Here is a 22,966-nt window from a genome sequence, read left to right as displayed (position 1 = left end):
GACGGAAGAACCACGCGGTTTTACCCTGGGCACAGGAACAGAACTTGTTGCAGTTACGAGGGAGAATCAGATGGGCACACCCGTCATCGTCGAGGCCGTGCGTACTCCGATCGGTAAGCGCCGCGGACAGCTTTCGGGACTGCACGCGGCCGAACTGCTCGGCCTGGCCCAGCGCGGGCTGCTCGATCGGGCCGGCATCGATCCGGCCGAGGTCGAGCAGGTGATCGGCGGCTGCGTCACCCAGGCGGGCGAGCAGTCCAACAACGTCACCCGGGTGGCGTGGCTGCACGCGGGCCTGCCCTGGCAGACCGGCGCCACCACCATCGACGCCCAGTGCGGCTCGGCCCAGCAGGCCAACCACCTCATCGCCGGCCTCATCGCGACCGGCGCGATCGACGTCGGCATGGCGTGTGGCGTCGAGGCCATGAGCCGGGTGCCGCTGGGCGCGAACGTCGGCACCGAGGCTGGCCCGCGCAGGCCCGCGTCGTGGTCGATCGACCTGCCCGACCAGTTCGGCGCCGCCGAGCGAATCGCCCGCAGGCGCGGCATCACCCGCGCCGATATCGACGGATTCGGTTTGCGCTCACAGCAATTGGCGGCGCAGGCGTGGGCCGAGGGCCGCTTCGACCGCGAGGTGCTCCCGGTCTCGGCGCCGGTGCTCGACAGCGAGGGCAACGCCACCGGCGAGAAGTTCGAGATGACCAGGGACCAGGGCTTGCGCGCCACCACGCTCGAGGGCCTGGCCGCGCTCAAGCCGGTCGTCGCCGACGGCATCCACACCGCGGGCACCTCGTCGCAGATCTCCGACGGCTCCGCCGCCGTGCTGCTGATGGACGAAACTGTCGCGCGCGACAAGGGTTTGCGCCCGCGGGCCCGCATCCGCACCCAGGTGCTCGTCGGCGCTGAGCCGGAGTTCCACCTCGACGGCCCGGTGCAGGCGTGCACCCGGCTGCTCGAGCGCTCCGGAATGAAGATTTCGGATATCGACCTTTTCGAGATCAATGAAGCATTCGCCTCCGTCGCACTTTCGTGGGCTTCTGTACATCAGCCGGACATGGACCGGGTAAATGTCAACGGCGGTGCGATCGCAATCGGGCATCCGGTCGGCTCCACCGGCTCCCGGCTCATCACGACGGCTTTGCACGAGCTGGAGCGAACCGGCAAGGGCACGGCCATGGTGCTCATGTGCGCAGGCGGCGCACTCGCCACCGGAACGATCATCGAACGCCTGTAGACTGACGATCACCGAAACCGGGCGCCCAGGTTGAACATTCATCCCAGGGCGCCCGGAACGTGTCGTACGCCACACAATCCAGGGGGCGAGGGGGAACATGAGACATCAGCTAACTTTGGGCTACCATCGACCTAAGGTTGAAGAACCCCGCGACGGGCACGAACCCGGGCACCCTCCGGCTCCACAAGAGTCGTTGGCGTGACCCGCAAACGCGACCGTCGCGGCCCCTGCACGCAGGTGAGCGTCGGAAACCGTAGAGAAATCCTGAATCAGGCGTAGGTTTTCAGTTACTGAGCCGCTAATATCAATGATACGTATCCGAGATAACGACTGTTAGTACAGTGAAGGGAATTGGGCGGCTCACAATGGCTGATTTCGCGGCGCGGCTGAACAAGCTGTTCGAAACCGTGCATCCCCCGGGGCGCAAGCCGCACACCAACGCAGAGGTTGCGGCTGCGCTGACTGCCTCCGGGCATCCGATCTCGAAGCCGTATCTCTCGCAGCTGCGGTCGGGACAACGAACGAACCCGTCCGACGAGACGGTGGCCGCCCTGGCGAAGTTCTTCAAGGTCAAGCCTGACTACTTCTTCAACGACATCTACGCGGCCAAGATCGATCACGACCTGGAGCTGCTCGCGCAGCTGCAGGGCTACGGGCTGCGTCGACTGTCCAGCAGGGCATTCGACCTCTCGGAAGAATCACAGAATTTGCTCACCTCCATGGCGGAGAAGTTGCGGGCGAGCGAAGGTTTGCCCGAAATTCCGCCGGACGGAACGGAATAGGAACCACAGAGCGGTCGGCCTGACGCACCTGATGGTGTCCTGGGACCGGCCGTGACAGACGGATACGTGCACAGTGAACGGGCCTGAGACGGTGTGATCCACCAGCTCAGGCCCGTTCTCTGTACTCGTTTCAGCTCGAAGCGGCGGCGCTCTTCGGCGCGGCGCCCGCGGCGGCGACCGCCGAGTCGTACTCGGAGGCGATCGCCAGCACCCAGCCGCGCGGACTCACCCCGGGCGGGGGCGCGATCCAGCGCGCGTCGACGAACAAGTCCCCCAACGGATCTCGCACCCACTCGGCGACGACCGCGGCCCGCTCCGGTACCGACGCGGGCGGCTCGCCCGCCGCCGGGATGACGATGCCGCTGCCGGAGAGCAGGTACAGCGCGTCCATCACCTGGGCCACGTGGTCGGACGCCTTGAGCTGCGTCGACGTGGCGTTCTGCTCGGGCGCGACCACATCGGGGAAGCGGCCGACCATCAGCTTGTGCAACGGCCGGATCCGGCGCAGCAGAATCCGGGCCCGCCACCACAACTCGACCACGATCGACACCGCGCCGAACGCGATCAGCAGGCTCGCGATCTCCCAGGCCTGCCAGCCCCAGGTCGGCTCGCCGGGCGGGGACGGCTCGGCGTGCTGGAAGGCGCGGCCCGCGTTGGCGACCGCGAGCACGGCGACCAAAGCCGTACCCGCCGTGTAGATCGCGATGCCGCGACCCAGGGTGGTCCAGTCCAGATTGCGCAGACCGGTGGTCACGATGAACACCGCGCCGAGCGCGACCACGATCCAGCCGAAGGTGAACGACCACCCCAGCGTGATCGCGATGGCGAGCGCGCCGATGCCGTAGACCACCATCGCGATCTGGCGCAGATTGCGCCGCGAGACCACCGGCCACGCGGCCGAGGCGACCACCGAGGTGGCGGTGGTGAACAGAATCCACGCCGAATCCACGATGCCGGTGGACAACCACCCGCTACGCACCCCGCCGGGCAGCAGATTATCGACGGCCACCGCGATATCGGGAATCGCGACGGTCGACGCGAGCGCGACAGCGGCGACCGCGACGACGATGGCGACGCGGGCGGTCGTCGCGGGCTTCACCAGCACGCGACCCACTCGCGCACCCGCGGCAACCCAGACCAGCAGGGCTGTCAACCAGAGTGTCATCCGAGTGCCTCATCGAATCGAAGGACCGAGACGCCTGCGCCCCGGTTGTTGAAGACGCGCAGCCGGGTCATGAGCATGGCCGCGAAGGTCTCGGCCTCCCACTCGGCGAGATCGTCGGCGCCGTCGTCGACGATCTGCGCGTGGGCGCGCTGACTGAGCATGTAGGCGATCAGGTCGTCGCTGACCTCGAGCGTCGTCTCCACCGCGGGGGCACCTTCGTGGTCGAAGACGATGTGGCCGAGTTCGTGCGCGAGGGTGTGATCCCGGCTCGGCAGGGCGTCGGCCAGGACGATGATGTCGCGTTCCGGGTAGAACCGGCGCTGGCCGCACACGCCCGGGCCCAATTGCGCGCTGGTGATCTCGATTTCGCGCTGCCGCTCCAGCGAGATCGCCGCGACCACCTCATCGAGGGTGGTCGCGTCGGAGTCGGCGGCGACCGCGCACACCGCGTCGACGGCGGCGGCGACGCGGCGATAGGACCGGGAGGTGCTCTGGGTCTTGCTCTTGCTCATCGAAGATCCCCTCACGACCTCGGTCCGAAGAATTCGGCACGCGCCGCGTTCACCCGTGCTTGGGCGGCCGCGGCACCTTGGAAACTCACTGCGCCCGAACCGGTTCCGGCCAGGGTCAACGCGATCAGGCCGCCGATCACCGACAGCAGCTTCGGTTCGGGCAGACCGCTGTTATCGCTGGTCGGCTTGAACTCGGGGTTCGGCTTGGCGGCGGGCGCCGGCGCCGCGGCAGCGGGTGGCGCGGGCGCCTCGACCGCGGGCGGCGCCGCGGCCGGAACCGGTGCCGCCACAGCGATATTCGGGGCGGAGACCGACGGCGCGCCGGGCGCGGGCGGAATCGCGATCGAGGGCAGGGCCGGCGCGGCCGGGACGGAAGGGACCTGGAGCAGCAGCAACAACAGCAGCGGGGAGGCGGAGCCGACCGCGGCGGAACCGACGGCAGCCGAACCGACCGCGGCCGAACCGGCGCCCGCGGAGCCGACGGCGGCCGAACCGATACCGGCCGAGCCCACCGCGGCCGAACCGGTGCCGAGCAGGGCGGAGCCGAGGCCGAGGGTGGCGGACCCGGTACCCACCGCGGCCGAGCCGACGGTGGCCGAACCGGTGCCGAGCACCGCGGCCGCACCGGCCGATCCCGTACCGAGGATCGCGGCCGCACCGGCCGAACCGGTGGCGAGGACCGCGCCCGCGCCCGCAGAGCCGGTGCCGAGGACCGCGGCGACGCCCGCCGAACCGGTGCCGAGAATCGCGCCGACGCCCGCCGAACCGGAGCCGAGCAGCAGGCCGAGACCGGCCGAGCCCGTACCGAGGACCGCGCCCGCGGCCGCCGAGCCCGCCGCCGAACCGGCGGCCGCGGAACCCGCGGCGGAACCGGAACCGGCGACTTCCTTCTTGGGGATGTCCTGGGCGACCTGGCCGGGGATGGTCAGCGGCTGCCACTCGCCCTCGCCGGCGACCGGCGCACCCGAGGGGTGCTGCGGATCGGCCGGGCCGGGCCCGGTGGTGCCGTCGGCGCCGCTCTGACCGTTGTCGTTGCCCTGAGTGCCTGCACCGGAACCGCTGGGGAGGCGCAGTTCGGTGGGCTTGCCGGTGTTCTGACCACCGTTGTTCGGACCGTTGTCGTCCTGGCCGCTGCTGCCACTCCCCGGCGCCTGCGCGGCGGGGGTCGGCGGTTTCTCCGGTGCGGCGACGGCGACTACCGCCGGACCCAGTAGAGCGGAACCGGCCAGCACGCTCGCAGCGGCAAGTACGCGCAAGATGCGACCAACGGCCATGCGCTTGTCATCCCCTTAGTTTTTCAGCGCAGCATTACCCCCGGTCGCGACACATTCCGGGATCGACGAACAGTAGCCCATAGTAAACCCACCCCTGATTCCACGCAGAAGAGAGCAAGAGTCGTCCAGCCCCCTGAACGTGTGTGACATGCCATAAGCGCAGGCCGGGGAGGTTTCCCCGGCCTGCGCTCATAGAGTTTGCTATGCGCCGTACACCGGCTCCGGCGGAGTGCTCTTCTCGATCAGTTCGGCCACCACCGGACCCAGTTCGGCGGGGTTCCAGCGGGCACCGCGGTCGACCGGGGCGCCGTGCCGCCAGCCCTGCGCGAGCGCCACCTTTCCGCCCTCGACCTCGAACATCCGGCCGGTCACGCCCGCCGACTCGGTGCTGCCGAGCCACACGACGAGCGGGGAGATGTTCTCCGGCGCCATGGCGTCGAAGCCCGCGTCCGGGGCGGCCATGGTGTCGGCGAAGACCGTCTCGGTCATCCGGGTGCGGGCGGCGGGCGCGATGGCGTTCACGGTCACGCCGTAGCGGCCGAACTCGGCCGAAGCGGTGAGGGTGAGACCGGCGATGCCCGCCTTGGCCGCACCGTAGTTGCCCTGGCCGACGCTGCCCTGCAGACCGGCGCCGGAGCTGGTGTTGATCACGCGGGCGTCGACCGGACGACCGGCCTTGGCCTCGCCGCGCCAGTACTCGGCCGCGTGCCGCATGGTGGCGAAGTGGCCCTTGAGGTGCACGCGGACCACCGCGTCCCACTCGTCCTCACCCAGGTTGACCAGCATCCGGTCGCGCACGAAACCGGCGTTGTTGACCAGCACGTCCAGACCACCGAAGGTGTCGACGGCCTGGCGGATCAGATTGCGGGCGCCCTCCCAGTCGGCGACGTCGTCGTAGTTGGCGACGGCCTCGCCACCGGCGGCGACGATCTCGTCGACCACCTGCTGAGCCGGGGTCTCGGTGGTCGCGGCGCCGTCGAGCGCGGTGCCGACATCGTTGACCACCACCTTCGCGCCCGCCGCGGCGAAGGCCAGCGCGTGCGCGCGGCCGATCCCGCGGCCTGCGCCGGTGACGATGACGGTGCGGCCCGCGCAGATCAACTGCTGGTCGTCCATGTGAAAGCTCCTGTGTCTATCGGTGGGTCTAGTGGTTGGCGTTGGCGGCGTCCAGGAAGGCCGGGCGTTCGCCGCCGCCGTGGACGAGCAGGGTGGCGCCGCTGACGTGCGCGGCCAGCGGGGAGGCCAGGAACAGCGCGGCGTTGCCCACGTCGGCGGGGTTGGCGAGGCGGCCGAGCGGCACCGTCCGCGCCACGGCCGCCACGCCGTCGGCGTCGCCGTAGTGCAGGTGGCTGAGCTCGGTCTCCACCGGGCCGACGACCACCGAGTTGAGCCGCACCTTGGGCGCCCATTCGACGGCCAGCGAGGTGGCGAGGTTGTCCAGGCCCGCCTTGGCGGCGCCGTAGGCGGCGGTGCCCGGCGACGGCCGGTGCCCGCTGACGCTGGTGATCATCACGATCGAGCCGCCCGCGTCCTGCTTCTGCATGACCGCGTTGGCCTGCTGCGAGATGAGCAGCGGCGCGAGCAGATTCAGCTCCACGATCTTGGCGTGGAACTTGGGGCTCGCGGCGTCGGCCATCGCGAACGGGGCACCGCCCGCGTTGTTCACCACATGGTCGATCCGGCCGTGCCTGGCGACGATCTCGGCGAACATCGCGGCGACGGCGTCGGGGTCACGCACATCGCAGGTGAGGTGTTCGGTACCGCGATCTCCCACCGTGATCGGTTCGTCGGCGGGCCTGCGCGCGCAGGTCAGCACGGTCGCGCCCGCGGCGAGGAAGGCCCGGCTGATACCGGCGCCGACACCGCGGACTCCGCCTGTCACCAGAACGATCTGCTCGGAAAGGTCGATTTCTACAGCCACCGTGCTAACCTACCAAGCAATTGCTTGCTTTGTCTCGGGTTCGCCGAGGCGCGCACGATGGGACTTGCGATGGGGATAAACCGTCACACCGAAACCGAGGGCGTCGAAGTCGTCACTGTCGACTACCCGCCGGTCAACGCACTACCGTCCGACGGTTGGTTCGCCCTGGCCGACGCCGTCCGGGCGGCCGGGCGTAATCCGGAGACCCGGGTGGTCGTGCTGCGGGCCGAGGGCCGCGGCTTCAACGCCGGCGTCGACATCAAGGAGATGAACGCCGACACCGGCCACACCGCGCTGATCCGCGCGAACCACGGCTGCTTCGACGCCTTCGCGGCCGTCTACGACTGCGAGGTCCCCGTGGTGACCGCCGTCAACGGCTTCTGCCTCGGCGGCGGCATCGGCCTGGTCGGCAACTCGGATGTGATCATCGCCTCCGACGACGCCACCTTCGGCCTGCCCGAGGTGGACCGTGGCGCGCTCGGCGCGGCCACCCACCTGGCCCGGCTGGTCCCCCAGCACCTGATGCGGACCATGTTCTACACGGCGGGCAAGCTCACCGCCCAGCAGCTGCACCACTACGGCTCGGTGTACCAGGTGGTGCCGCGCGCCGAACTCGACGCCGCGGCCATGGAGGTCGCCAAGAACATCGCGAACAAGGACGGCCGCGTGATCCGGGCCGCCAAGCGCGCGCTCAACGGCATCGACGTGCAGGACGTGCACCGCTCCTACCGCTACGAGCAGGGCTTCACCATGGAGCTCAACCTCGCCGGCGTCGCCGATGAGATCCGGGCGCGTTTCGACGACGATCTCGCCGCGCAGAAGAAGGAGAAGTAGACGCCATGCGCGACAAGAGAATGACGCTCGACGAGGTCGTCGGCGAGCTGCGCAGCGGCATGACCATCGGCATCGGCGGCTGGGGTTCCCGGCGCAAGCCGATGGCGCTGGTGCGCGCGCTGCTGCGCTCGGACGTCACCGATCTGACCGTGGTCACCTACGGCGGCCCCGACCTGGGCCTGCTGTGCTCGGCGGGCAAGGTGCGCAAGGCGTACTACGGCTTCGTCTCGCTGGATTCGGCGCCCTTCTACGATCCGTGGTTCGCCAAGGCGCGCACCGAGGGCGCGATCACCGTGCGCGAGATGGACGAGGGCATGGTCAAGTGCGGTCTGCAGGCCGCGGCCGCCCGGCTGCCGTTCCTGCCGATCCGGGCCGGTCTCGGCTCCTCGGTCATCGACTTCTGGGACGGTGAGCTGGCGACGGTCCAGTCGCCGTACCCGGCCGCCGACGGCCGGACCGAGACGCTCGTCGCCATGCCGGCGCTGAACCTCGACGCCGCCTTCGTGCACCTGGATCTGGCCGACAAGCACGGCAACGCCGCCTACACCGGCGTCGACCCGTACTTCGACGATCTCTACTGCCTGGCCGCCGAACGGCGCTACGTCTCGGTGGATCGCATCGTCGAGACCGAGGAACTGGTGAAAGCCGTTCCGCAGCAGTCGATCATCCTCAACCGCATGCTGGTCGACGGCGTCGTCGAATCGCCCGGCGGCGCGCACTTCACCTTCTCCGGCAGCTACGGCCGCGACGAGAAGTTCCAGAAGCACTATGTGGCCGCCGCGGCGACTCCCGAGTCGTGGGCCGAGTTCAAGGCTCGCTACCTGGATGTCTCCGAGGACGAATACCAGGCCGCTGTTACCGCTTTCGCCGAGGAGCAGAAGCTATGACGATTACCCGTGCTGAAGTCTGCGTGGTCGCCGCCGCAGAGATCTTCCGCGGAGCCGGTGAGATCATGGCGAGCCCGATGTCGACGGTCACCACCATCGGTGCCCGGCTGGCCCGGCTCACCTTCGAGCCCGACCTGCTGCTGTCCGACGGCGAGGCGCTGTTCTTCGCCGAGGTTCCGGCGATCGGCGCGAAAGCCCCGGTCGAGGGCTGGATTCCGTTCTCCAAGGTGTTCGACGTGGTCGCCTCCGGCCGTCGGCACGTGGTGATGGGCGCCAACCAGATCGACCGGTTCGGCAACCAGAATCTGTCGGCCTTCGGTCCGCTGCAGCAGCCGACCCGGCAGATGTTCGGTGTGCGCGGCGCGCCGGGCAACACCATCAACCACGCCACCAGCTACTTCGTGCCCCGGCACAACAAGCGGGTGTTCGTCGATCAGGTCGACATCATCTCCGGCATCGGTTACGACCGCATCGATCCCGAGAACCCGGCCTACCGCTTCCACCACCTGCACCGCGTGGTGACGAACCTGGGCGTGTTCGACTTCAACGGCCCCGACCACACCCTGCGCGCGCTGTCGCTGCATCCGGGCGTGAGCGCCGACGAGGTCGCCGAGAACACCTCCTTCGAGGTCGCCGAGCTGGGAACCGCGGGCGAGACCCGGCTGCCCTCCGAGGAAGAGCTGCGGATCATCCGTACCGTGCTCGACCCCAAGGGCTTCCGGGAGAAGGAAGTGGCGGCGTGAGCGCGCGGCTGCATACTCCGCTGACCGAGCTGGTCGGCATCGAGCATCCGGTCGTGCAGACCGGCATGGGCTGGGTCGCCGGTCCGCGCCTGGTCGCGGCCACCGCCAACGCGGGCGGCCTCGGCATCCTGGCCTCGGCCACGATGACCTTCGAGGAGCTCGAGGCGGCGATCGCCAAGACCAAGTCGCTCACCACCAAGCCGTTCGGCGTGAACATCCGCGCCGACGCGACCGACGCCACCGCGCGCATCGACCTGCTCATCCGCGAGCAGGTCAAGGTCGCCTCCTTCGCGCTCGCACCGAAGCAGGACCTCATTGCCAAGCTGAAAGACGCCGGTGTGGTGGTGGTTCCGTCGATCGGCGCCGCCAAGCACGCGGTGAAGGTGGCCTCCTGGGGCGCCGACGCGGTGATCGTGCAGGGCGGCGAGGGCGGTGGGCACACCGGCCCGGTCGCCACCACGCTGCTGCTGCCGTCGGTGCTCGACGCCGTCGACATCCCGGTGATCGCGGCGGGCGGCTTCTTCGACGGGCGCGGCCTGGCCGCCGCGCTGTCCTACGGCGCGGCCGGTGTCGCGATGGGCACCCGCTTCCTGCTCACCCAGGAGAGCACCGTCCCCGAGGCCGTGAAGCAGGAGTACCTGGCGCGCGGCCTGCAGGACACGGTGGTCTCGGTGAAGGTCGACGGCATGCCGCACCGGATGCTGAACACCGAATTGGTCGACAAGCTGGAGCATTCCGGCGGCTGGCGCGGACTGTCGGCGGCGGTCGGCAACGCGGCCAAGTTCAAGTCCATGACCGGCATGAAGTGGTCGACGATCATGCGCGACGGTCTCGCCATGCGCAAGACCAAGGACCTCAGCTGGTCCCAGGTCGTCATGGCGGCGAACTCGGCGATGCTGACCAAGGCCGGTCTCGTCGAGGGCCGCACCGACGCGGGCGTGCTGCCCGCGGGCCAGGTCACCGGCATCATCGACAGCCTGCCGACCGTGGCCGAGCTGATCGACGGGATCGTCTCCGACGCCGTCGCCCGGATCGAGGCCGTCTCGGCGCTGACCACCGAGCCTGCCGCCGAGGCCCACTGACCAGGAGCCGTACCCGGCTCCCACCACAAGCTCGCCCCGATCGACGGCCCAGAGCCAACCGTCGGTCACCATGGGGCGATCGAACACCGGACCCGGTGCCGCACTCACGAGGTGCGCCCGGGTCCGGTGCTCTTTTCGGCTCAGAGCGCGAAGACGGTGAACTGCGTGGTGCCGGGCAGATGCGCCAGCGGCGTGGTCCGCACGGTCGCCTCGATCCGGCCGGGGCCGGTGGGCAGGAGCACGCCGACCGCGGGGCCGGTCTGGCCCGCGGGGCCGCCGGCGACGACAGTCGCGGTCGAGCCGCTCGCGCCGGTGTCGAGATTGCGCCAGTCGACGGTGGCTGTCACCGAGCAGCCGCTCTCGTGCGAACCCGGCGTCGCGCTCCAGAAGGTGCCGCGCAGGTAGACCGCGGCTTCGCCGGGCCCGCTGTAGTCGCTGGGACCGGGAATGGCGGTGCCGTCGACCTGGCCCGCGCAGGTCCAGCCGGTGGCCAGCGTGTAGGTGGGGGCCAGGGTGGTGGCGGCCGAGGCGGTCGCCGTCGTGCCGAGGAGCAGGCCACCCGCCGCTGCCGCCACGATCGCGGCCCGGCCGAGGTACTGAGGCATCGCTGTCATCCCTTCGTCGCCGTTCAGGGCTCGGTCCAGCCTGGCACTTCGGGCCGGAGAGCACCAGCGTGCCCGGTGGCCGCGCGTCGACTTCCGCTCCGGCTACCTGGCGCCGGCCCGCGAACGGACCGGTGTGCGCGAAGATCTGGTGGGGTGATCCCGAGCAGGACTGGGGCCGGCCACTTTCGAGGGCGGCGACGGGTTCACCACGGCAGGACGCCGTATTCGACGCTGTCGGCGGCGCCCCACCGGTAGCCCCACAGCTGACCGGTGGGGCCGTCGGCGGGCAGTGTCGCCAGGTGGACGCTGACCTCGGCACCCTGCTCGGCGGTGCGGAAACCGCTGTCGGCGTTGAAGTCCGTGGCGCAATAGCCCGGGTTGGCGGCATTCACCTTGATCGGGGTTTCCCAGAGTTCCTTGGCGTACATGGCGGTGAGCATGGTGAGCGCCGTCTTCGACGCGGGGTACGGGACCGCGGCGGCGGGCCACATCGGCCCGTCCGGGTCCATCATCAGGGTGATGGACCCGACCTCGCTGGATACGTTCACGATGCGGGCGGCCTTCGCCCGGCGCAGCAGCGGCAGCATCGCGTTGGTGACCGCGACGGCACCGAAGACATTGGTCTCGAAGACCTCGCGCATCATCGCCGGGTCGGTCGCCGATGGCGCGCCGAAGCTGCCCGCGATGCCCGCGTTGTTGACGAGAACGTCCAGCACGCCGCAGGTTTCGTCGATGTGCGCGGCGGCGGCGGCGATAGACACGGCGTCGGTGACGTCGAGCCGGATCAGCCGCGCGTCGGCGCCCTCGGCACGCAGCTTCTCGACGGCGGCGGCCCCTCGGCCTGCGTCACGCGCGCCGACCAGAACGGTCATCCCCCGCGCTGCCAGCGCCCGCGCGGTCTCGTAGCCGATGCCCTTGTTGGCGCCGGTGATCAGTGCTGTGGTGGTCATGTCGACGAGCGTGGCAGCGACCGCCCCGCCCAGGGAGGACCAAGCTGTACCACCCTGCGACGGCCTCGCTGCGCCACACTGGAAGACGTGGCGAAACGCGAGGAACTGGCGGCCTTCCTGCGGGCACGGCGGGCGGCATTGCGTCCCGCCGACGTGGGACTGCCCGACATCGGGCCGCGGCGCACCCCAGGGCTGCGGCGTCAGGAGGTCGCGCAGCTGGCAGGCATCTCCGTCGACTACTACATCCGGGTCGAGCAGGCGCGTGGCGCGCAGCCGTCCCGGCAGGTACTGACCGCGCTGGCCCGCGCGCTCATGTTGACCGTCGACGAGCGCGACTACCTCTTCCGGATCAGCGGGGAGACTCCGCCGCCGGTCGTCGGGCCGAATCGCGAGGTGTCCGGCGCCGTGCGGATCATGCTGGACAACCTGCGCGCACCGGCCTACGTCGTGGACGCCGCCTTCGAGATCCTGGTCTGGAACACCGCGGCCACCGCGTTCATCGGCGATCTCGCGACCGTGCCGGGGCACGAACGCAATCTGGTGCGCTGGATGTTCCGGATGCCCGCCGACGATCCGCACTGGACCGACCCGGAGACCCTGCGCTACGTCCGCTCCACCGTGGCCGAGCTGCGCGCCACGTACGCGCGCTATCCCGGCAACCCGGACCTGGCCGCCCTCGTCACCGAACTGCTCGGCACCGCACCACGATTCGCGCGGATGTGGGCCGACCACGAGGTCGCGATCCGCCGCTGTCACACCAAACACCTCACCCACCCGGTCCACGGCGAGCTCGAATTCACCTGCCAGGAGATGCGGATAGCCGATACCGACCAGCGCATGATCGTCTACTGCGCCGAACCGGGCTCCCCCACCGCGCGGGTCTTCGGCTCGCTGAGCACCCCCGCGGCAGCGCCGACCTAGCGGGGACGGATCTCGACGCGGTTGTCGTGGAAGACCGCGCCGCCCGCGTAGTCGGCGTCTCGTTCGGCGATGGTGGCGTTGACGGTGGCGCCCCCGGTGAATTTGGCCCAGCGCCCTTTGGTGGTGGCGGCGACGCCGGGGCGGACGCGGTCGGAGACCTCGGCGACGGCTTCGAAGGAGCCGCGGGTGTTGGTGACCAGGACGGGGGTGCCGTCGGTGATGGCGCGGGCGGTGGCGTCGTCGGGGTGCAGGGTGACGGTGGATTCGCCTGCGCGGCGGCGGAGTTCGGGGTTGCTGCCGAACGTGGTGTTCAGGAAGTAGTGGGAGGCGGCCGAGATGAGCACCAGACCGTCGCCGGGGTCGGCCGGTGGAGTGTAGCCGGGCAGCGGTGACTCGCCCGCGAGTTCGGCTCGGCTGGAAACGAATTGGAGCTTGCCCGCCGGGACCGAACCGGGCTGGATCTTCAGGAAGCCGTCGGCGCGGAGCCGGTCCAGGTCGTGGCCCTTCAGCAGTTGCCTGGCCAGTTCCTCGTCGGAGTCGTAGAGCGCCGGTTCGGTGAGACCGAGGCGGCGCGAGAGCCTGCGGAAGGTCTCGGTGGTGGACAGGCACTCGCCCGGCGGCTCGACGGCGGGTTCGTTCCAGACCAGGTAGAGGTGGCCGTAGCCCGCGATCACGTCGAGGTGTTCGGGCTGCATGGTGGCGGGCAGCACGATGTCGCCGTAGTCGACGGTGTCGGTGCCGAAGTGCTCGAGCACGACGGTGAACAGGTCGTCTCGGGCGAGCCCTTCGATCACCCGGCGCTGGTCGGGGTTGGAGCCGACCGGGTTCGCGCCGATCACGAACAGCGCCTTGACCGGCGGGTTCTCGGTCTCGAGCAGGGCTTCGCCGAGCCGGGTCATCGACAGGGTGCGGACCGGGTGCGGCAGCAGGTCGTCGCGGACCAGCGCGGCGTCGTCGAGCCGGAAGTGGCCGCTGGTCGAATAGTGCAGTCCCCCACCGGGAATCGCCCAGTCGCCGGTGACGCCGGGCAGGCAAGCCAGCACCCGCAAGGCCATGCCGCCGCCCGCGTGCCGCTGCATTCCCTGGGAGGCGCGGATGGCGGTCGGCCTGGTGCGGGCGATCCGTTCCCCGAGCGCGACGATCCGCTCCTGTGGCACGCCGGTGATCGCCGCGGTGCGCTCCGGGGTGAATTCCAGGACGCGGTCGCGGAATTCGGGCCAGCCCTCGGTGTGCTCGGCGAGGAAGCGCTCGTCCTGCGCGCCGAGCGAGACGATGACGTGCAGCAGCCCGAGCGCGAGCGCGGCGTCGGTGCCGGGCAGCGGCGCGATGTGCTCGTCGCAGCGTTCGGCGGTCTTGGTGCGCACCGGATCGATCGAGACCAGGTAGGCGCCGCTGTCCTGGACGAACTTCCACAGGTGGTGCCCGGAGGTGAGCGGGTTGGTGCCCCACAGCAGGATCAGCTCCGACTTCGCGAAATCCTCGGGATCCATGCCGCCGGAGGTACCGAGCGTGTAGCGCAGGCCGGCGCCGCCGGCGACCGAGCAGATCGTCGCGGCGTGGTGCGAGGCACCGAGCACGTTGAACATCCGGCGACCGGGATAGCCCTCTAGGCCCTGGAGGTAGCCGAGGCTGCCGGTGCCGTGGAACGGCCAGATCGCCTCGCCGCCGAATTCGTCGATGATGCCGGTGAGCCGGGTGGCGATCTCGTCGAGCGCGTCGTCCCAGCTGATCCGCTCGAAGCGGCCCGAGCCCTTGGGCCCGACCCGGCGCAGCGGATAGCGCAGCCGGTCGGGCGAGCCGACCTGCTCCAGATAGCGATTGACCTTGACGCACAAGGCGCCCCGGGTCACCGGGTGCTCCTTGTTCCCCCGCAGCGCGGTGGCCGCACCGTCCTCGACGGTCACCACCCACGAGCACGCGTCGGGGCAATCGAGCGGGCACGCACCGAGCACCTTCACCCGACCCATCGTAGGCCGGGGGTACGACAGCCGCCCGGCAGCCGACAGCGGTAACACCGACCGTCCGGAATGTGATGTAAGTCACGTAAGGACGGTTTCACGGATGTGGCGCCGTCGGAGCACGAGATGCGCGGAGGCCCTGTCACAGGTCGGGGCGTCGTGCCCCCACGCTCGGTGGGAGGTAGGAGATGATAAAGCTCGGCAAGAAGATGGTGGTCAGCGCGTCGGCGGCGATGCTGCTCGGCGCGGGGGTGGTGATGGGTGCGGCGCCGGTACAGGCGCAATGGGGTCCGTCGGGATGCTCGGCGTATCCGATCAACAACACGTCGGCGTACTCACAGTGCTATTGGCCGGTCCGGCATCAGGTGCGGATCGAATGCAGGCATTGGTGGGGCTGGTTCGGCAGCAGCTGGGCCACCTACGAACGCCGCGGCCCGATCGCGTGGGATGGCCAGCAGTCCTGGGCCCATTGCGATTTCCCCGGGACACTCCAACGCTGGGATGTCGTGACCTATTGGTGGTGAACGAGGTGTGGTCCCCGGCGGAATCCGCCGAGGACCACCAGACTTCGCCCGGAACTACTTGTCCGCGTCCAGCCGCTCGATGATCGTCACGTTCGCCGTGCCGCCACCCTCGCAGATGGTGAGCAGGCCGTAGCGACCGTTCACCCGCTCCAGCTCGTTGAGCAGCGTGGCGAACAGCTTGGCACCGGTCGCGCCGAGCGGGTGACCGAGCGCGATGGCGCCACCGTTGACGTTCACCTTCGCCGGATCGGCGCCGATCTCCTTGATCCAGGCCAGGACCACGGGCGCGAAGGCCTCGTTGATCTCGATGACGTCGATGTCGTCGATGGTCAGGCCGGTCTTCTCCAGCGCCCACTGGGTCGCCGGGATCGGCGCGCTGAGCATGAAGATCGGGTCGGCGCCGCGCGCGCTCACGTGATGGATGCGGGCGCGCGGGGTGAGGCCGTATTCCTTGACCGCCCACTCCGAGGCGAGCAGCGTCGCGCTGGCACCGTCGGAGATCTGGCTGGCGACCGCCGCGGTGAGCGGGCTGCCCTCCGACAGCGGCTGCAGCGAGGCCATCTTCTCCAGGCTGGTCTCGCGCGGACCCTGGTCGACGGTGAAGTCGCCGACCGGCACGATCTCGTTGTCGAAGCGGCCCTCGGCGATGGCGGCCTTGGCGCGCTCGTGGCTCTGCAGCGCCCAGCGCTCCATGTCCTCGCGGCTGATGCCCCACTTCTCGGCGATCATCTCGGCGCCCTTGAACTGGGAGACCTCGCCGGTGCCGTAGCGCGAGTCCCAGCCCTTCGCGCCGATGAACGAGGACTCGAAGCCGTACGGCTTGGCCGCGAGCATGGCGGCGCCGATCGGGATGGCGCTCATGTTCTGCACGCCGCCCGCCACGATGACCTCGGCGGTACCGCTCATGATGGCCTGCGCGCCGAAGTTGATCGCCTGCTGGCTGGAACCGCACTGCCGGTCGACGGTGACGCCGGGCACCTCCTCGGGGTAGCCGGCGACCAGCCACATGGTGCGGCCGATGTTGCCCGCCTGCGGGCCGAGGTTGTCGACGCAGCCGACGATCACGTCGTCGACGATCGCCGGGTCGATGCCGGTGCGCTCGACGAGACCACGCAGCGCGGCCGCGCCGAGATCGGCGGAGTGCACCTCGGCCAGCGCGCCACCGCGCTTGCCGACCGCGGTACGCACCGCATCGATCACATAGGCCTCCCGCAACGGGGCGTAGGGGCGGCGCTCGGCGGATGCGGTCATGATGGAACTCCTATTTCGCGGTGCTCCCGGGCACGGTCAGCCCGTCGAGCACGATGGTGAGATATTGCTGAGCAAGGCTTTGCACGGTGATCGGGCCACCGGGGGTGTACCAGCGGACCGCGACCCACACGGTGTCGCGCAGGAAGCGGAACGCCAGTTCGACGTCGAGTTCGGGGCGGAAGCTGCCGTCGGACACACCGGCGGCCAGCACCTTGTGCCACAGCTCGCGGAACTCGGTGTTGAAGTCGCGGATGTAGCCGAACCGCTCGACGTCGCGCAGGTTCTTGGCCTCGGCCTGGTAGATGGCGACCGCGGCGTGGTGCCGGTCGAAGGCCTCGTAGGAGGCGATCACCAAGGCTTCCAAGGTCGCTCGCGAGCTCAACCCGGCGGCCGCGATCTCGCGGTAGCGGCCGAACAGGTCGTCGAGGAAGCCGCGCAGGATCTCGTCGACCATCGACTCCTTGGAGTCGAAATGGTGATAGAGACTGCCGGACAGGATGCCCGCCGAGTCGGCGATGTCGCGCACCGTGGTGGCGCGCAACCCGCGCTCGGCGAACAGGTTCGCGGCGAGGTCGAGGAGTTCGGCGCGGCGAGAACGTTTCACGGTGTCGGATGCGGTCACGACGTCATCCTACAACCAAGCACTTGCTTGGTTTCTGGAAACTCCGCACTCGGGCGCCCGCTCGTCATGCGCGCTGACTGCTCACCGAGACCACCTCGCCGGTCAGGTACGAGGTGTAGTCGCTGGCCAGCATGGCGATCGTCGCGGCGATCTCCCACGGCTCGGCGGCGCGGCCGAAGGCCTCCCGCTCGCTCAGGGCGTCGAGCAGCTCGCTCGAGCTGACCTTGTCCAGGAACGGATGCCGCGCGATGCTCGGCGCGACGGCGTTGATCCGCACCCCGAACTCGGCGGCCTCGACCGCGCTGCACCTGGTCAGCGCCATCACGCCGGCCTTGGCAGCAGCGTAGTGCGCCTGGCCGTGCTGCGCGCGCCAGCCGAGCACGCTGGCGTTGTTGACGATCACGCCGCCGTGGCCCGCCGACCGGAAGTAGCCGAGCGCCGCGCGGGTGCAACGGAAGGTGCCGGTCAGGGTGATGTCGAGCACCTGATCCCACTGCTCGTCGGTCATGTCGACGACCGGGGTCTCGCCGCCGAGGCCCGCGTTGTTGACCATGATGTCGATCCGGCCGAGTTCGGCGGCGGCGTCGGTGAGCAGCTGGTTCACCTGCGCGGTGTCGCGGACGTCACAGACCACCGCGCCGACCTTGCGCTCGGGGAACTCCTTGGCGAGCAGCTCGGCGGTCTCGGTGAGCCTGCGCTCGTGCCAGTCGGAGACGACGACGTCAGCGCCCTCTTCCAGGAGCCTGCGCGCGGTGGCCGAGCCGATGCCGGTGCCCGCCGCGGCGGTGATGACGGCCTTGCGGCCGGTCAGCAGGCCGTGGCCGGGGATGGACGGGGGCGGGACGGAGAGCGGACCGGTCACGGGCGGGCCTCCCGCGGCAGGCCGAGCACACGCTCGGCGATGATGTTGCGCTGCACTTCGTTCGAACCTCCATAGATCGTGTCGGCGCGGCTGAACAGGTACAGCCGCTGCCATGCGGTCATGTCGTCGGGACCGAGGACCAGCCCGGCGGCGCCCTGCACCGCCATGGCGAGCTCGCCGAGCCCGCGATGCCAGTTGCCCCACAACAGCTTCGAGACCGACGCGCCACCGGCGTCGTCGACGTCCTCGCTCATGGTGCGCAGCGCGTGCGCGCGCAGGACCCGCAGGCCGACCCAGGCGTTGTCGATGCGCTCGGCGATCAGCGGGTCGTCCGCGGCGCCGGTCCGCCGGGCCAGCGCCTCGATGTCGGCGAGCTCACGGGCGAAGCGGATCTGCTGACCGAGCGTGGAGATGCCGCGCTCGAAGGTCAGCGTGCCCATGGCGATGCGCCAGCCGTCGCCCGGCTCGCCGACCACCAGACCGGCCTCGGTGACGGCGTCGTCGAAGAACACCTCGTTGAATTCGGAGGTGCCGGTGAGCTGTTCGATCGGGCGGACTTCGATGCCCGGCTGGTTCATCGGCACCAGCAGGTAGGACAGGCCCTTGTGCCTGCTCGACCCCTTCTCGGTGCGCGCGATGACGAAGCACCAGTCGGCGACGTGCGCGAGCGAGGTCCAGATCTTCTGGCCGTTGATCACCCAGCGGTCGCCGTCCAGGCGCGCGGTGGTGCTCACCGCGGCCAGGTCGGAGCCGGCGCCCGGCTCGGAGTAGCCCTGGCACCACAGCTCGCCGACCGAGCGCACGCCGGGCAGGAATCGCTTCTTCTGTTCTTCGGTGCCGAAGGCCAGCAGCGTCGGGCCGAGCAGTTCCTCACCCACGTGCGAGACGCGCGCTGGCGCGTCGGCCTTCGCGTACTCCTCGTGGAAGATGACCTGCTGGCGCACGCTGGCACCGCGGCCGCCCCACTCGACCGGCCAGCCGAGGCAGGTCCATCCCGCCGCGGCGAGGTGCCGGTCCCAGGCCAGCCGCTCTTCGAAGAACTCGTGCTCGCGCCCCGGGCCGCCGGTGCCGCGCAGGTCACGGAACTCTCCGGCCAGGTTTTCGGCCAGCCAGTCGCGTATTTCCGCGCAAAACTCCGCGTCGGAGGTCGCGGTATCGGAATCTGAGGTCTGGATCACGCCCACGGCGATAGGATAACCTACCAAGCACTTGCTTTGTTAGCCGATTGGTGAGGACCCCGTGACAACCCCTGCACAGACCACCCCGCAGGCTCTGCGAGACGTCGCCGCGGCGCATCCGCACGAGCCGGCCCTGATCGACGGCGCGACCCGCCTGACCTGGTCCGACCTGCTCGACCAGGTACGGATCGCGGCGCGCGCCCTGATCGCCCGCGGGATCGACCGCGGCGACCGGGTCGCGATGTGGGCGCCCAATACCCACCACTGGGTGGTGGCCGCGCTGGCCGCGCACTCGGTCGGCGCCGCGCTGGTACCGCTCAACACCCGCTATGTCGCCGCCGAGGCGGCCGATGTGCTGGTCCGGGTGGACGCCAAGGCGCTGTTCGTCGCCGGGTCGTTCCTCGGCCGCGATCGCGCCACCGAACTGCGCGAGACCGCGCCGGAGCTGAAGATCGGCACCGTCGTGGTGATCCCGGTCGAGGGCGAATCCGCCGTCGACGACGGGTCGCTGAGCTGGTCGGCGCTGCTCGAGCTGGCGGCGACCGTCACCGCCGAGGCGGGCGAGGAGCGGGCGAACGCCGTCTCCCCCGACGACATCTCCGACATCCTGTTCACCTCCGGCACCACCGGCCGCAGCAAGGGCACGCTCGTCGCGCACCGGCAGGCACTGGGCGTGGTCCGCGGCTGGGTCGAGTGCTCGACCCTGCGCGCGGGCGATCGCTACCTGATGATCCCGCCGTTCTTCCACAACTTCGGCTACAAGGCGGGCATTCTCGCCTGCCTGGTCACCGGGGCCACGATCGTCCCGCAGGCCACCTTCGACGTGCCCGCCGCGCTCGCGCTGATCGAGTCGGAGCGGATCACCGTGCTGACCGGCCCGCCGACGATCTACCAGACCATCCTCGAGCATCCCCAGCGCGACGCACGCGACCTGTCCTCGCTGCGCGTTGCGGTGACCGGCGCGGCGACGGTGCCGGTGGTGCTGATCGAGCGGATGCGCGACGACCTCGACTTCGAGGTGGTCATCACCGCCTACGGCCTGTCCGAGTCGGCCGGTTTCGGCACCATGTGCCGCCCCGAGGACGACGCCGCCACCATCGCCAACACCTGCGGCGGCCCGATCGCCGACTTCGAACTGCGCCTGTCCGAGGCCGGTGAGGTGCTGCTGCGCGGCCCCAACGTGATGCTCGGCTACCTCGACGATCCCGAGGCCACCGCCGAGGCCATCGACGCCGACGGCTGGCTGCACACCGGCGACATCGGCGTCGTCGACGAGCGCGGCTACCTGAAGATCACCGACCGGCTCAAGGACATGTACATCACCGGCGGGTTCAACGTGTACCCCGCCGAGATCGAGCAGACCCTCGCCCGGCTCGACGGCGTCGCCGAGTCGGCGGTCATCGGTATCCCGGACGAGCGGATGGGCGAGGTCGGCAAGGCCGTCGTCGTCCGCAAGGCCGGCTCGACGCTGACCGCGGACGAGGTGATCGCCTTCGCCGCGTCCACATTGGCCAATTTCAAAGTGCCCCGGCTCGTGGAGTTCCGCGACCAGCTGCCCTACAGCGCGGCGGGCAAAGTGCTCAAGCGTGAGCTTCGTGAGGAGAAGTCGTGAGTTCCGAAACCGAGACCGAGGTCGTCACCTATGCGGTGCGCGGGTCGGTCGCCGTCGTCACCATGAACCGGCCCGAGTTCCGCAACGCGCAGAACTCGAAGATGACCTACGCCCTCGACGCCGCCTTCGTGCGGGCCGTCGAGGACCCCGAGGTCAAGGTGATCGTGCTGGCGGGCAACGGAAAGCACTTCAGCGCGGGCCACGACATCGGCACCCCGGGCCGCGACCACGACGCGCACTACGAGAACAAGGCCGCCCTGTGGTGGGACCACCTCGACCGCGCCGGCGGCGATCAGCGCTTCGCGCGTGAGTCCGAGGTGTACCTGGGCATGTGCCGCCGCTGGCGGGAGATCCCCAAGCCGATGGTCGCGATGGTGCAGGGCGCCTGCATCGCCGGCGGGCTGATGCTGGCCTGGGTGTGCGACATGATCGTCTGCTCCGACGACGCGTTCTTCTCCGACCCCGTTGTCCGGATGGGCATTCCGGGCGTCGAGTACTTCGCGCATCCGTGGGTGATGGGGCCGCGCGCGGCCAAGGAGTTCCTCTTCACCGGTGACCGGTTCGACGCCGCCCAGGCCAAGGAGTGGGGCATGGTCAACCGGGTCGTGCCGCGCGAGGACCTGGAGTCCGAGGTGCTGGCGCTGGCCGAGAAGATCTCCGCCATGCCGCAATTCGGGCTCGCGCTCACCAAGAAGGCCGTCAACCAGGCCGAAGACCTGATGGGCATGCGCTCCGGCATGGACTCGGTCTTCGGGCTGCACCATTTCGCGCACGCGCACAACGCCGAAGTCGGCGCCGATTCGCTCGGCGGGATGACCGCCCGCTCGATGAAGGGCGCCGCGACCGAACAGAACGGGACGAAGTAAGTGGACCTCGAGATCGACCCGGCAGTCCGGGAGTTCCAGCTGGAGGTGCGCGAGTTCCTCGCCGCCAATGTCCCCAGCGAACCGCTGCCGTCCATGGACACCGCCGAGGGTTTCGAAGCCCACCGTGCCTGGGAGGCGAAGCTGGCCGAGGCCCGCCTGTCGGCGGTGTCGTGGCCCACCGAGTACGGCGGCCGCGACGCCTCCATCCTCGAGTGGGTGCTGTTCGAGCAGGAGTACTACGCGGCGGGTGCGCCGGGGCGCGTCGCCCAGAACGGCATCTTCCTGCTCGCGCCGACCCTGTTCGAGCACGGCACCGAGGAGCAGCTGGCCCGGATCCTGCCGCGGATGGCGCGCGGTGACGACATCTGGGCGCAGGCCTGGTCCGAGCCCGAATCGGGCAGCGACCTGGCGAGCCTGCGCTCGACCGCGCGCCGCACCGAGGGCGGCTGGATCCTCAACGGCCAGAAGACCTGGAGCTCGCGCGCCACCTACGCCGACTGGGCCTTCGGCCTGTTCCGCAGCGACCCGGACGCGCAGCGCCATCACGGCCTGACCTACGTGATGTTCCCGCTGTCCGCCGACGGCGTCAGCGTGCGGCCGATCCCGCAGCTCGACGGCGAGCCCGGCTTCGCCGAGATCTTCCTCGACGACGTCTTCGTCCCCGACCGCGATGTCATCGGCGCGCCGAACGAGGGCTGGCGGGTCGCCATGGCGACCTCGAGCAACGAGCGCGGCCTGTCGCTGCGCAGCCCCGGCCGGTTCAGCGCGACCGCGCAGCGGCTGATCGACCTGTGGACCGAGACGTCCGAGCCCACCGACACCGCCGCGCGCAACGCCGTGGTGGACGCCTGGCTCGGCAGCGAGGCCTACCGGCTGCACACCTTCGGCACCGTCACCCGGCTGACCGACGGCGGCCAGCTCGGCGCGGAGTCCTCGATCACCAAGGTGTTCTGGTCCGAGCTCGACATCGCCATGCACCAGACGGGACTCGACCTGCTCGGCCCCGCCGCCGAACTGACCAGCAAGTGGACCGACGGCTACCTGTTCTCGCTGTCGGGCCCGATCTACGCGGGCACCAACGAGATCCAGCGCAACATCATCGCCGAGCGCATCCTCGGCCTGCCGCGGGAGAGCAAGCGATGACCGTCGACGCACCGGGCGCCTTCGCCCGTCCGAGCACAGG

Annotated in this window: 23 protein-coding genes; 11 read left to right on the top strand and 12 right to left on the bottom strand. The window is 69.9% G+C overall.

Annotated features, from left to right (window positions below; all coding sequences use genetic code 11):
- Nucleotides 1-70 precede the first annotated feature (70 nt).
- Complete coding sequence (locus AB0H54_RS16415; RefSeq protein ID WP_355270832.1) at nucleotides 71-1,234, top strand: steroid 3-ketoacyl-CoA thiolase; 1,164 nt, start codon at nucleotides 71-73, stop codon at nucleotides 1,232-1,234.
- Between the two features lie 365 nt (nucleotides 1,235-1,599).
- Nucleotides 1,600-2,016 carry a helix-turn-helix domain-containing protein gene (locus tag AB0H54_RS16410; protein ID WP_019044759.1) on the top strand — a complete coding sequence of 139 codons (417 nt, stop codon included), beginning with the start codon at nucleotides 1,600-1,602 and terminating at the stop codon, nucleotides 2,014-2,016.
- A 130-nt stretch (nucleotides 2,017-2,146) separates the two neighbouring features.
- On the opposite strand, the gene AB0H54_RS16405 is transcribed toward AB0H54_RS16410, so the two are convergent.
- The 5 genes from AB0H54_RS16405 to AB0H54_RS16385 all read right to left on the bottom strand — a co-directional run bounded on the left by AB0H54_RS16405 (nucleotide 2,147) and on the right by AB0H54_RS16385 (nucleotide 6,888).
- Entirely contained in the window at nucleotides 2,147-3,181 is a 1,035-nt protein-coding gene (locus tag AB0H54_RS16405; RefSeq protein WP_355270831.1) for a hypothetical protein, read from the bottom strand.
- Complete coding sequence (locus AB0H54_RS16400; RefSeq protein WP_019044757.1) at nucleotides 3,178-3,693, bottom strand: ImmA/IrrE family metallo-endopeptidase; 516 nt, start codon at nucleotides 3,691-3,693, stop codon at nucleotides 3,178-3,180. Before AB0H54_RS16400 ends, AB0H54_RS16405 begins: the two co-directional genes overlap by 4 nt.
- Nucleotides 3,694-3,704: 11 nt before the next feature.
- Entirely contained in the window at nucleotides 3,705-4,967 is a 1,263-nt protein-coding gene (locus tag AB0H54_RS16395; RefSeq protein WP_357346262.1) for a hypothetical protein, read from the bottom strand.
- Between the two features lie 201 nt (nucleotides 4,968-5,168).
- On the bottom strand, nucleotides 5,169-6,083 hold the full coding sequence (locus tag AB0H54_RS16390; RefSeq protein WP_357346261.1) for an SDR family oxidoreductase: 915 nt from the start codon (nucleotides 6,081-6,083) through the stop codon (nucleotides 5,169-5,171).
- A gap of 28 nt (nucleotides 6,084-6,111) precedes the next feature.
- Entirely contained in the window at nucleotides 6,112-6,888 is a 777-nt protein-coding gene (locus tag AB0H54_RS16385) for an SDR family oxidoreductase (protein WP_355270825.1), read from the bottom strand.
- Nucleotides 6,889-6,957: 69 nt separating this feature from the next.
- Here AB0H54_RS16385 and AB0H54_RS16380 point away from each other — a divergent pair, with 69 nt between their 5' ends.
- Genes AB0H54_RS16380 through AB0H54_RS16365 form a run of 4 tightly spaced genes read left to right on the top strand, consistent with a single transcriptional unit; the run spans nucleotide 6,958 to nucleotide 10,434 of the window.
- On the top strand, nucleotides 6,958-7,722 hold the full coding sequence (locus tag AB0H54_RS16380; protein WP_355270823.1) for an enoyl-CoA hydratase family protein: 765 nt from the start codon (nucleotides 6,958-6,960) through the stop codon (nucleotides 7,720-7,722).
- A 5-nt stretch (nucleotides 7,723-7,727) separates the two neighbouring features.
- Nucleotides 7,728-8,609: a CoA-transferase gene (locus AB0H54_RS16375; RefSeq protein WP_357346260.1), complete on the top strand. Its 882-nt coding sequence runs from the start codon at nucleotides 7,728-7,730 to the stop codon at nucleotides 8,607-8,609.
- Nucleotides 8,606-9,352 (top strand): CoA-transferase, encoded by a 747-nt coding sequence (locus AB0H54_RS16370; protein ID WP_357346259.1) that lies wholly within the window; start codon nucleotides 8,606-8,608, stop codon nucleotides 9,350-9,352. The genes AB0H54_RS16375 and AB0H54_RS16370 overlap by 4 nt, the downstream gene beginning before the upstream one ends.
- The gene (locus AB0H54_RS16365; RefSeq protein WP_357346258.1) at nucleotides 9,349-10,434 is read left to right on the top strand and encodes a nitronate monooxygenase; all 1,086 of its coding nucleotides are present in this window, start codon (nucleotides 9,349-9,351) and stop codon (nucleotides 10,432-10,434) included. The genes AB0H54_RS16370 and AB0H54_RS16365 overlap by 4 nt, the downstream gene beginning before the upstream one ends.
- A 140-nt stretch (nucleotides 10,435-10,574) precedes the next feature.
- Here the strand turns inward: AB0H54_RS16365 and AB0H54_RS16360 are convergent, their stop codons facing one another.
- Both AB0H54_RS16360 and AB0H54_RS16355 read right to left on the bottom strand, forming a co-directional pair.
- On the bottom strand, nucleotides 10,575-11,039 hold the full coding sequence (locus AB0H54_RS16360; RefSeq protein WP_357346257.1) for a hypothetical protein: 465 nt from the start codon (nucleotides 11,037-11,039) through the stop codon (nucleotides 10,575-10,577).
- A 203-nt stretch (nucleotides 11,040-11,242) separates the two neighbouring features.
- Nucleotides 11,243-11,989: an SDR family oxidoreductase gene (locus AB0H54_RS16355; protein ID WP_357346256.1), complete on the bottom strand. Its 747-nt coding sequence runs from the start codon at nucleotides 11,987-11,989 to the stop codon at nucleotides 11,243-11,245.
- Nucleotides 11,990-12,076: 87 nt separating this feature from the next.
- Between AB0H54_RS16355 and AB0H54_RS16350 the strand changes: the two genes are divergently transcribed.
- Nucleotides 12,077-12,910, top strand: coding sequence for a helix-turn-helix transcriptional regulator (locus AB0H54_RS16350; RefSeq protein ID WP_357346255.1), 834 nt, complete (start codon nucleotides 12,077-12,079; stop codon nucleotides 12,908-12,910).
- On the opposite strand, the gene AB0H54_RS16345 is transcribed toward AB0H54_RS16350, so the two are convergent.
- The gene (locus AB0H54_RS16345; RefSeq protein ID WP_357346254.1) at nucleotides 12,907-14,877 is read right to left on the bottom strand and encodes a molybdopterin-dependent oxidoreductase; all 1,971 of its coding nucleotides are present in this window, start codon (nucleotides 14,875-14,877) and stop codon (nucleotides 12,907-12,909) included. The two genes, AB0H54_RS16350 and AB0H54_RS16345, sit on opposite strands and share 4 nt — an antisense overlap.
- A 179-nt stretch (nucleotides 14,878-15,056) precedes the next feature.
- On the opposite strand from AB0H54_RS16345, the gene AB0H54_RS16340 reads away from it, so the two are divergent.
- Entirely contained in the window at nucleotides 15,057-15,392 is a 336-nt protein-coding gene (locus AB0H54_RS16340; RefSeq protein ID WP_355270813.1) for a hypothetical protein, read from the top strand.
- Between the two features lie 54 nt (nucleotides 15,393-15,446).
- On the opposite strand, the gene AB0H54_RS16335 is transcribed toward AB0H54_RS16340, so the two are convergent.
- From AB0H54_RS16335 to AB0H54_RS16320, 4 genes are all read right to left on the bottom strand, one after another.
- Nucleotides 15,447-16,607, bottom strand: coding sequence for an acetyl-CoA C-acetyltransferase (locus AB0H54_RS16335; protein ID WP_357346610.1), 1,161 nt, complete (start codon nucleotides 16,605-16,607; stop codon nucleotides 15,447-15,449).
- 46 nt (nucleotides 16,608-16,653) lie between these two features.
- Nucleotides 16,654-17,265: a TetR/AcrR family transcriptional regulator gene (locus AB0H54_RS16330; RefSeq protein WP_355270812.1), complete on the bottom strand. Its 612-nt coding sequence runs from the start codon at nucleotides 17,263-17,265 to the stop codon at nucleotides 16,654-16,656.
- Nucleotides 17,266-17,329: 64 nt separating this feature from the next.
- Nucleotides 17,330-18,127 (bottom strand): SDR family oxidoreductase, encoded by a 798-nt coding sequence (locus tag AB0H54_RS16325; RefSeq protein WP_357346253.1) that lies wholly within the window; start codon nucleotides 18,125-18,127, stop codon nucleotides 17,330-17,332.
- Nucleotides 18,124-19,311 (bottom strand): acyl-CoA dehydrogenase family protein, encoded by a 1,188-nt coding sequence (locus tag AB0H54_RS16320; protein WP_355270808.1) that lies wholly within the window; start codon nucleotides 19,309-19,311, stop codon nucleotides 18,124-18,126. The genes AB0H54_RS16325 and AB0H54_RS16320 overlap by 4 nt, the downstream gene beginning before the upstream one ends.
- Nucleotides 19,312-19,366: 55 nt before the next feature.
- Between AB0H54_RS16320 and AB0H54_RS16315 the strand changes: the two genes are divergently transcribed.
- From AB0H54_RS16315 to AB0H54_RS16305, 3 genes are read left to right on the top strand one after another with little or no spacing between them, the layout of a single operon-like run.
- Nucleotides 19,367-20,917 carry a FadD3 family acyl-CoA ligase gene (locus AB0H54_RS16315; protein ID WP_357346252.1) on the top strand — a complete coding sequence of 517 codons (1,551 nt, stop codon included), beginning with the start codon at nucleotides 19,367-19,369 and terminating at the stop codon, nucleotides 20,915-20,917.
- A complete protein-coding gene (locus AB0H54_RS16310) occupies nucleotides 20,914-21,783 on the top strand; it encodes an enoyl-CoA hydratase (protein WP_357346251.1) in 870 nt (289 codons plus the stop codon). The genes AB0H54_RS16315 and AB0H54_RS16310 overlap by 4 nt, the downstream gene beginning before the upstream one ends.
- A complete protein-coding gene (locus AB0H54_RS16305) occupies nucleotides 21,784-22,926 on the top strand; it encodes an acyl-CoA dehydrogenase family protein (protein WP_357346250.1) in 1,143 nt (380 codons plus the stop codon).
- Nucleotides 22,927-22,966 lie beyond the last annotated feature (40 nt).

It is taken from the genome of Nocardia sp. NPDC050718, assembly GCF_040654235.1.
In the GTDB taxonomy this organism is placed as follows: Bacteria; Actinomycetota; Actinomycetes; order Mycobacteriales; family Mycobacteriaceae; genus Nocardia.
The sequence above is the reverse complement of the archived record's forward strand: the minus strand, read 5'-3'. Positions and strand labels throughout refer to the sequence as shown.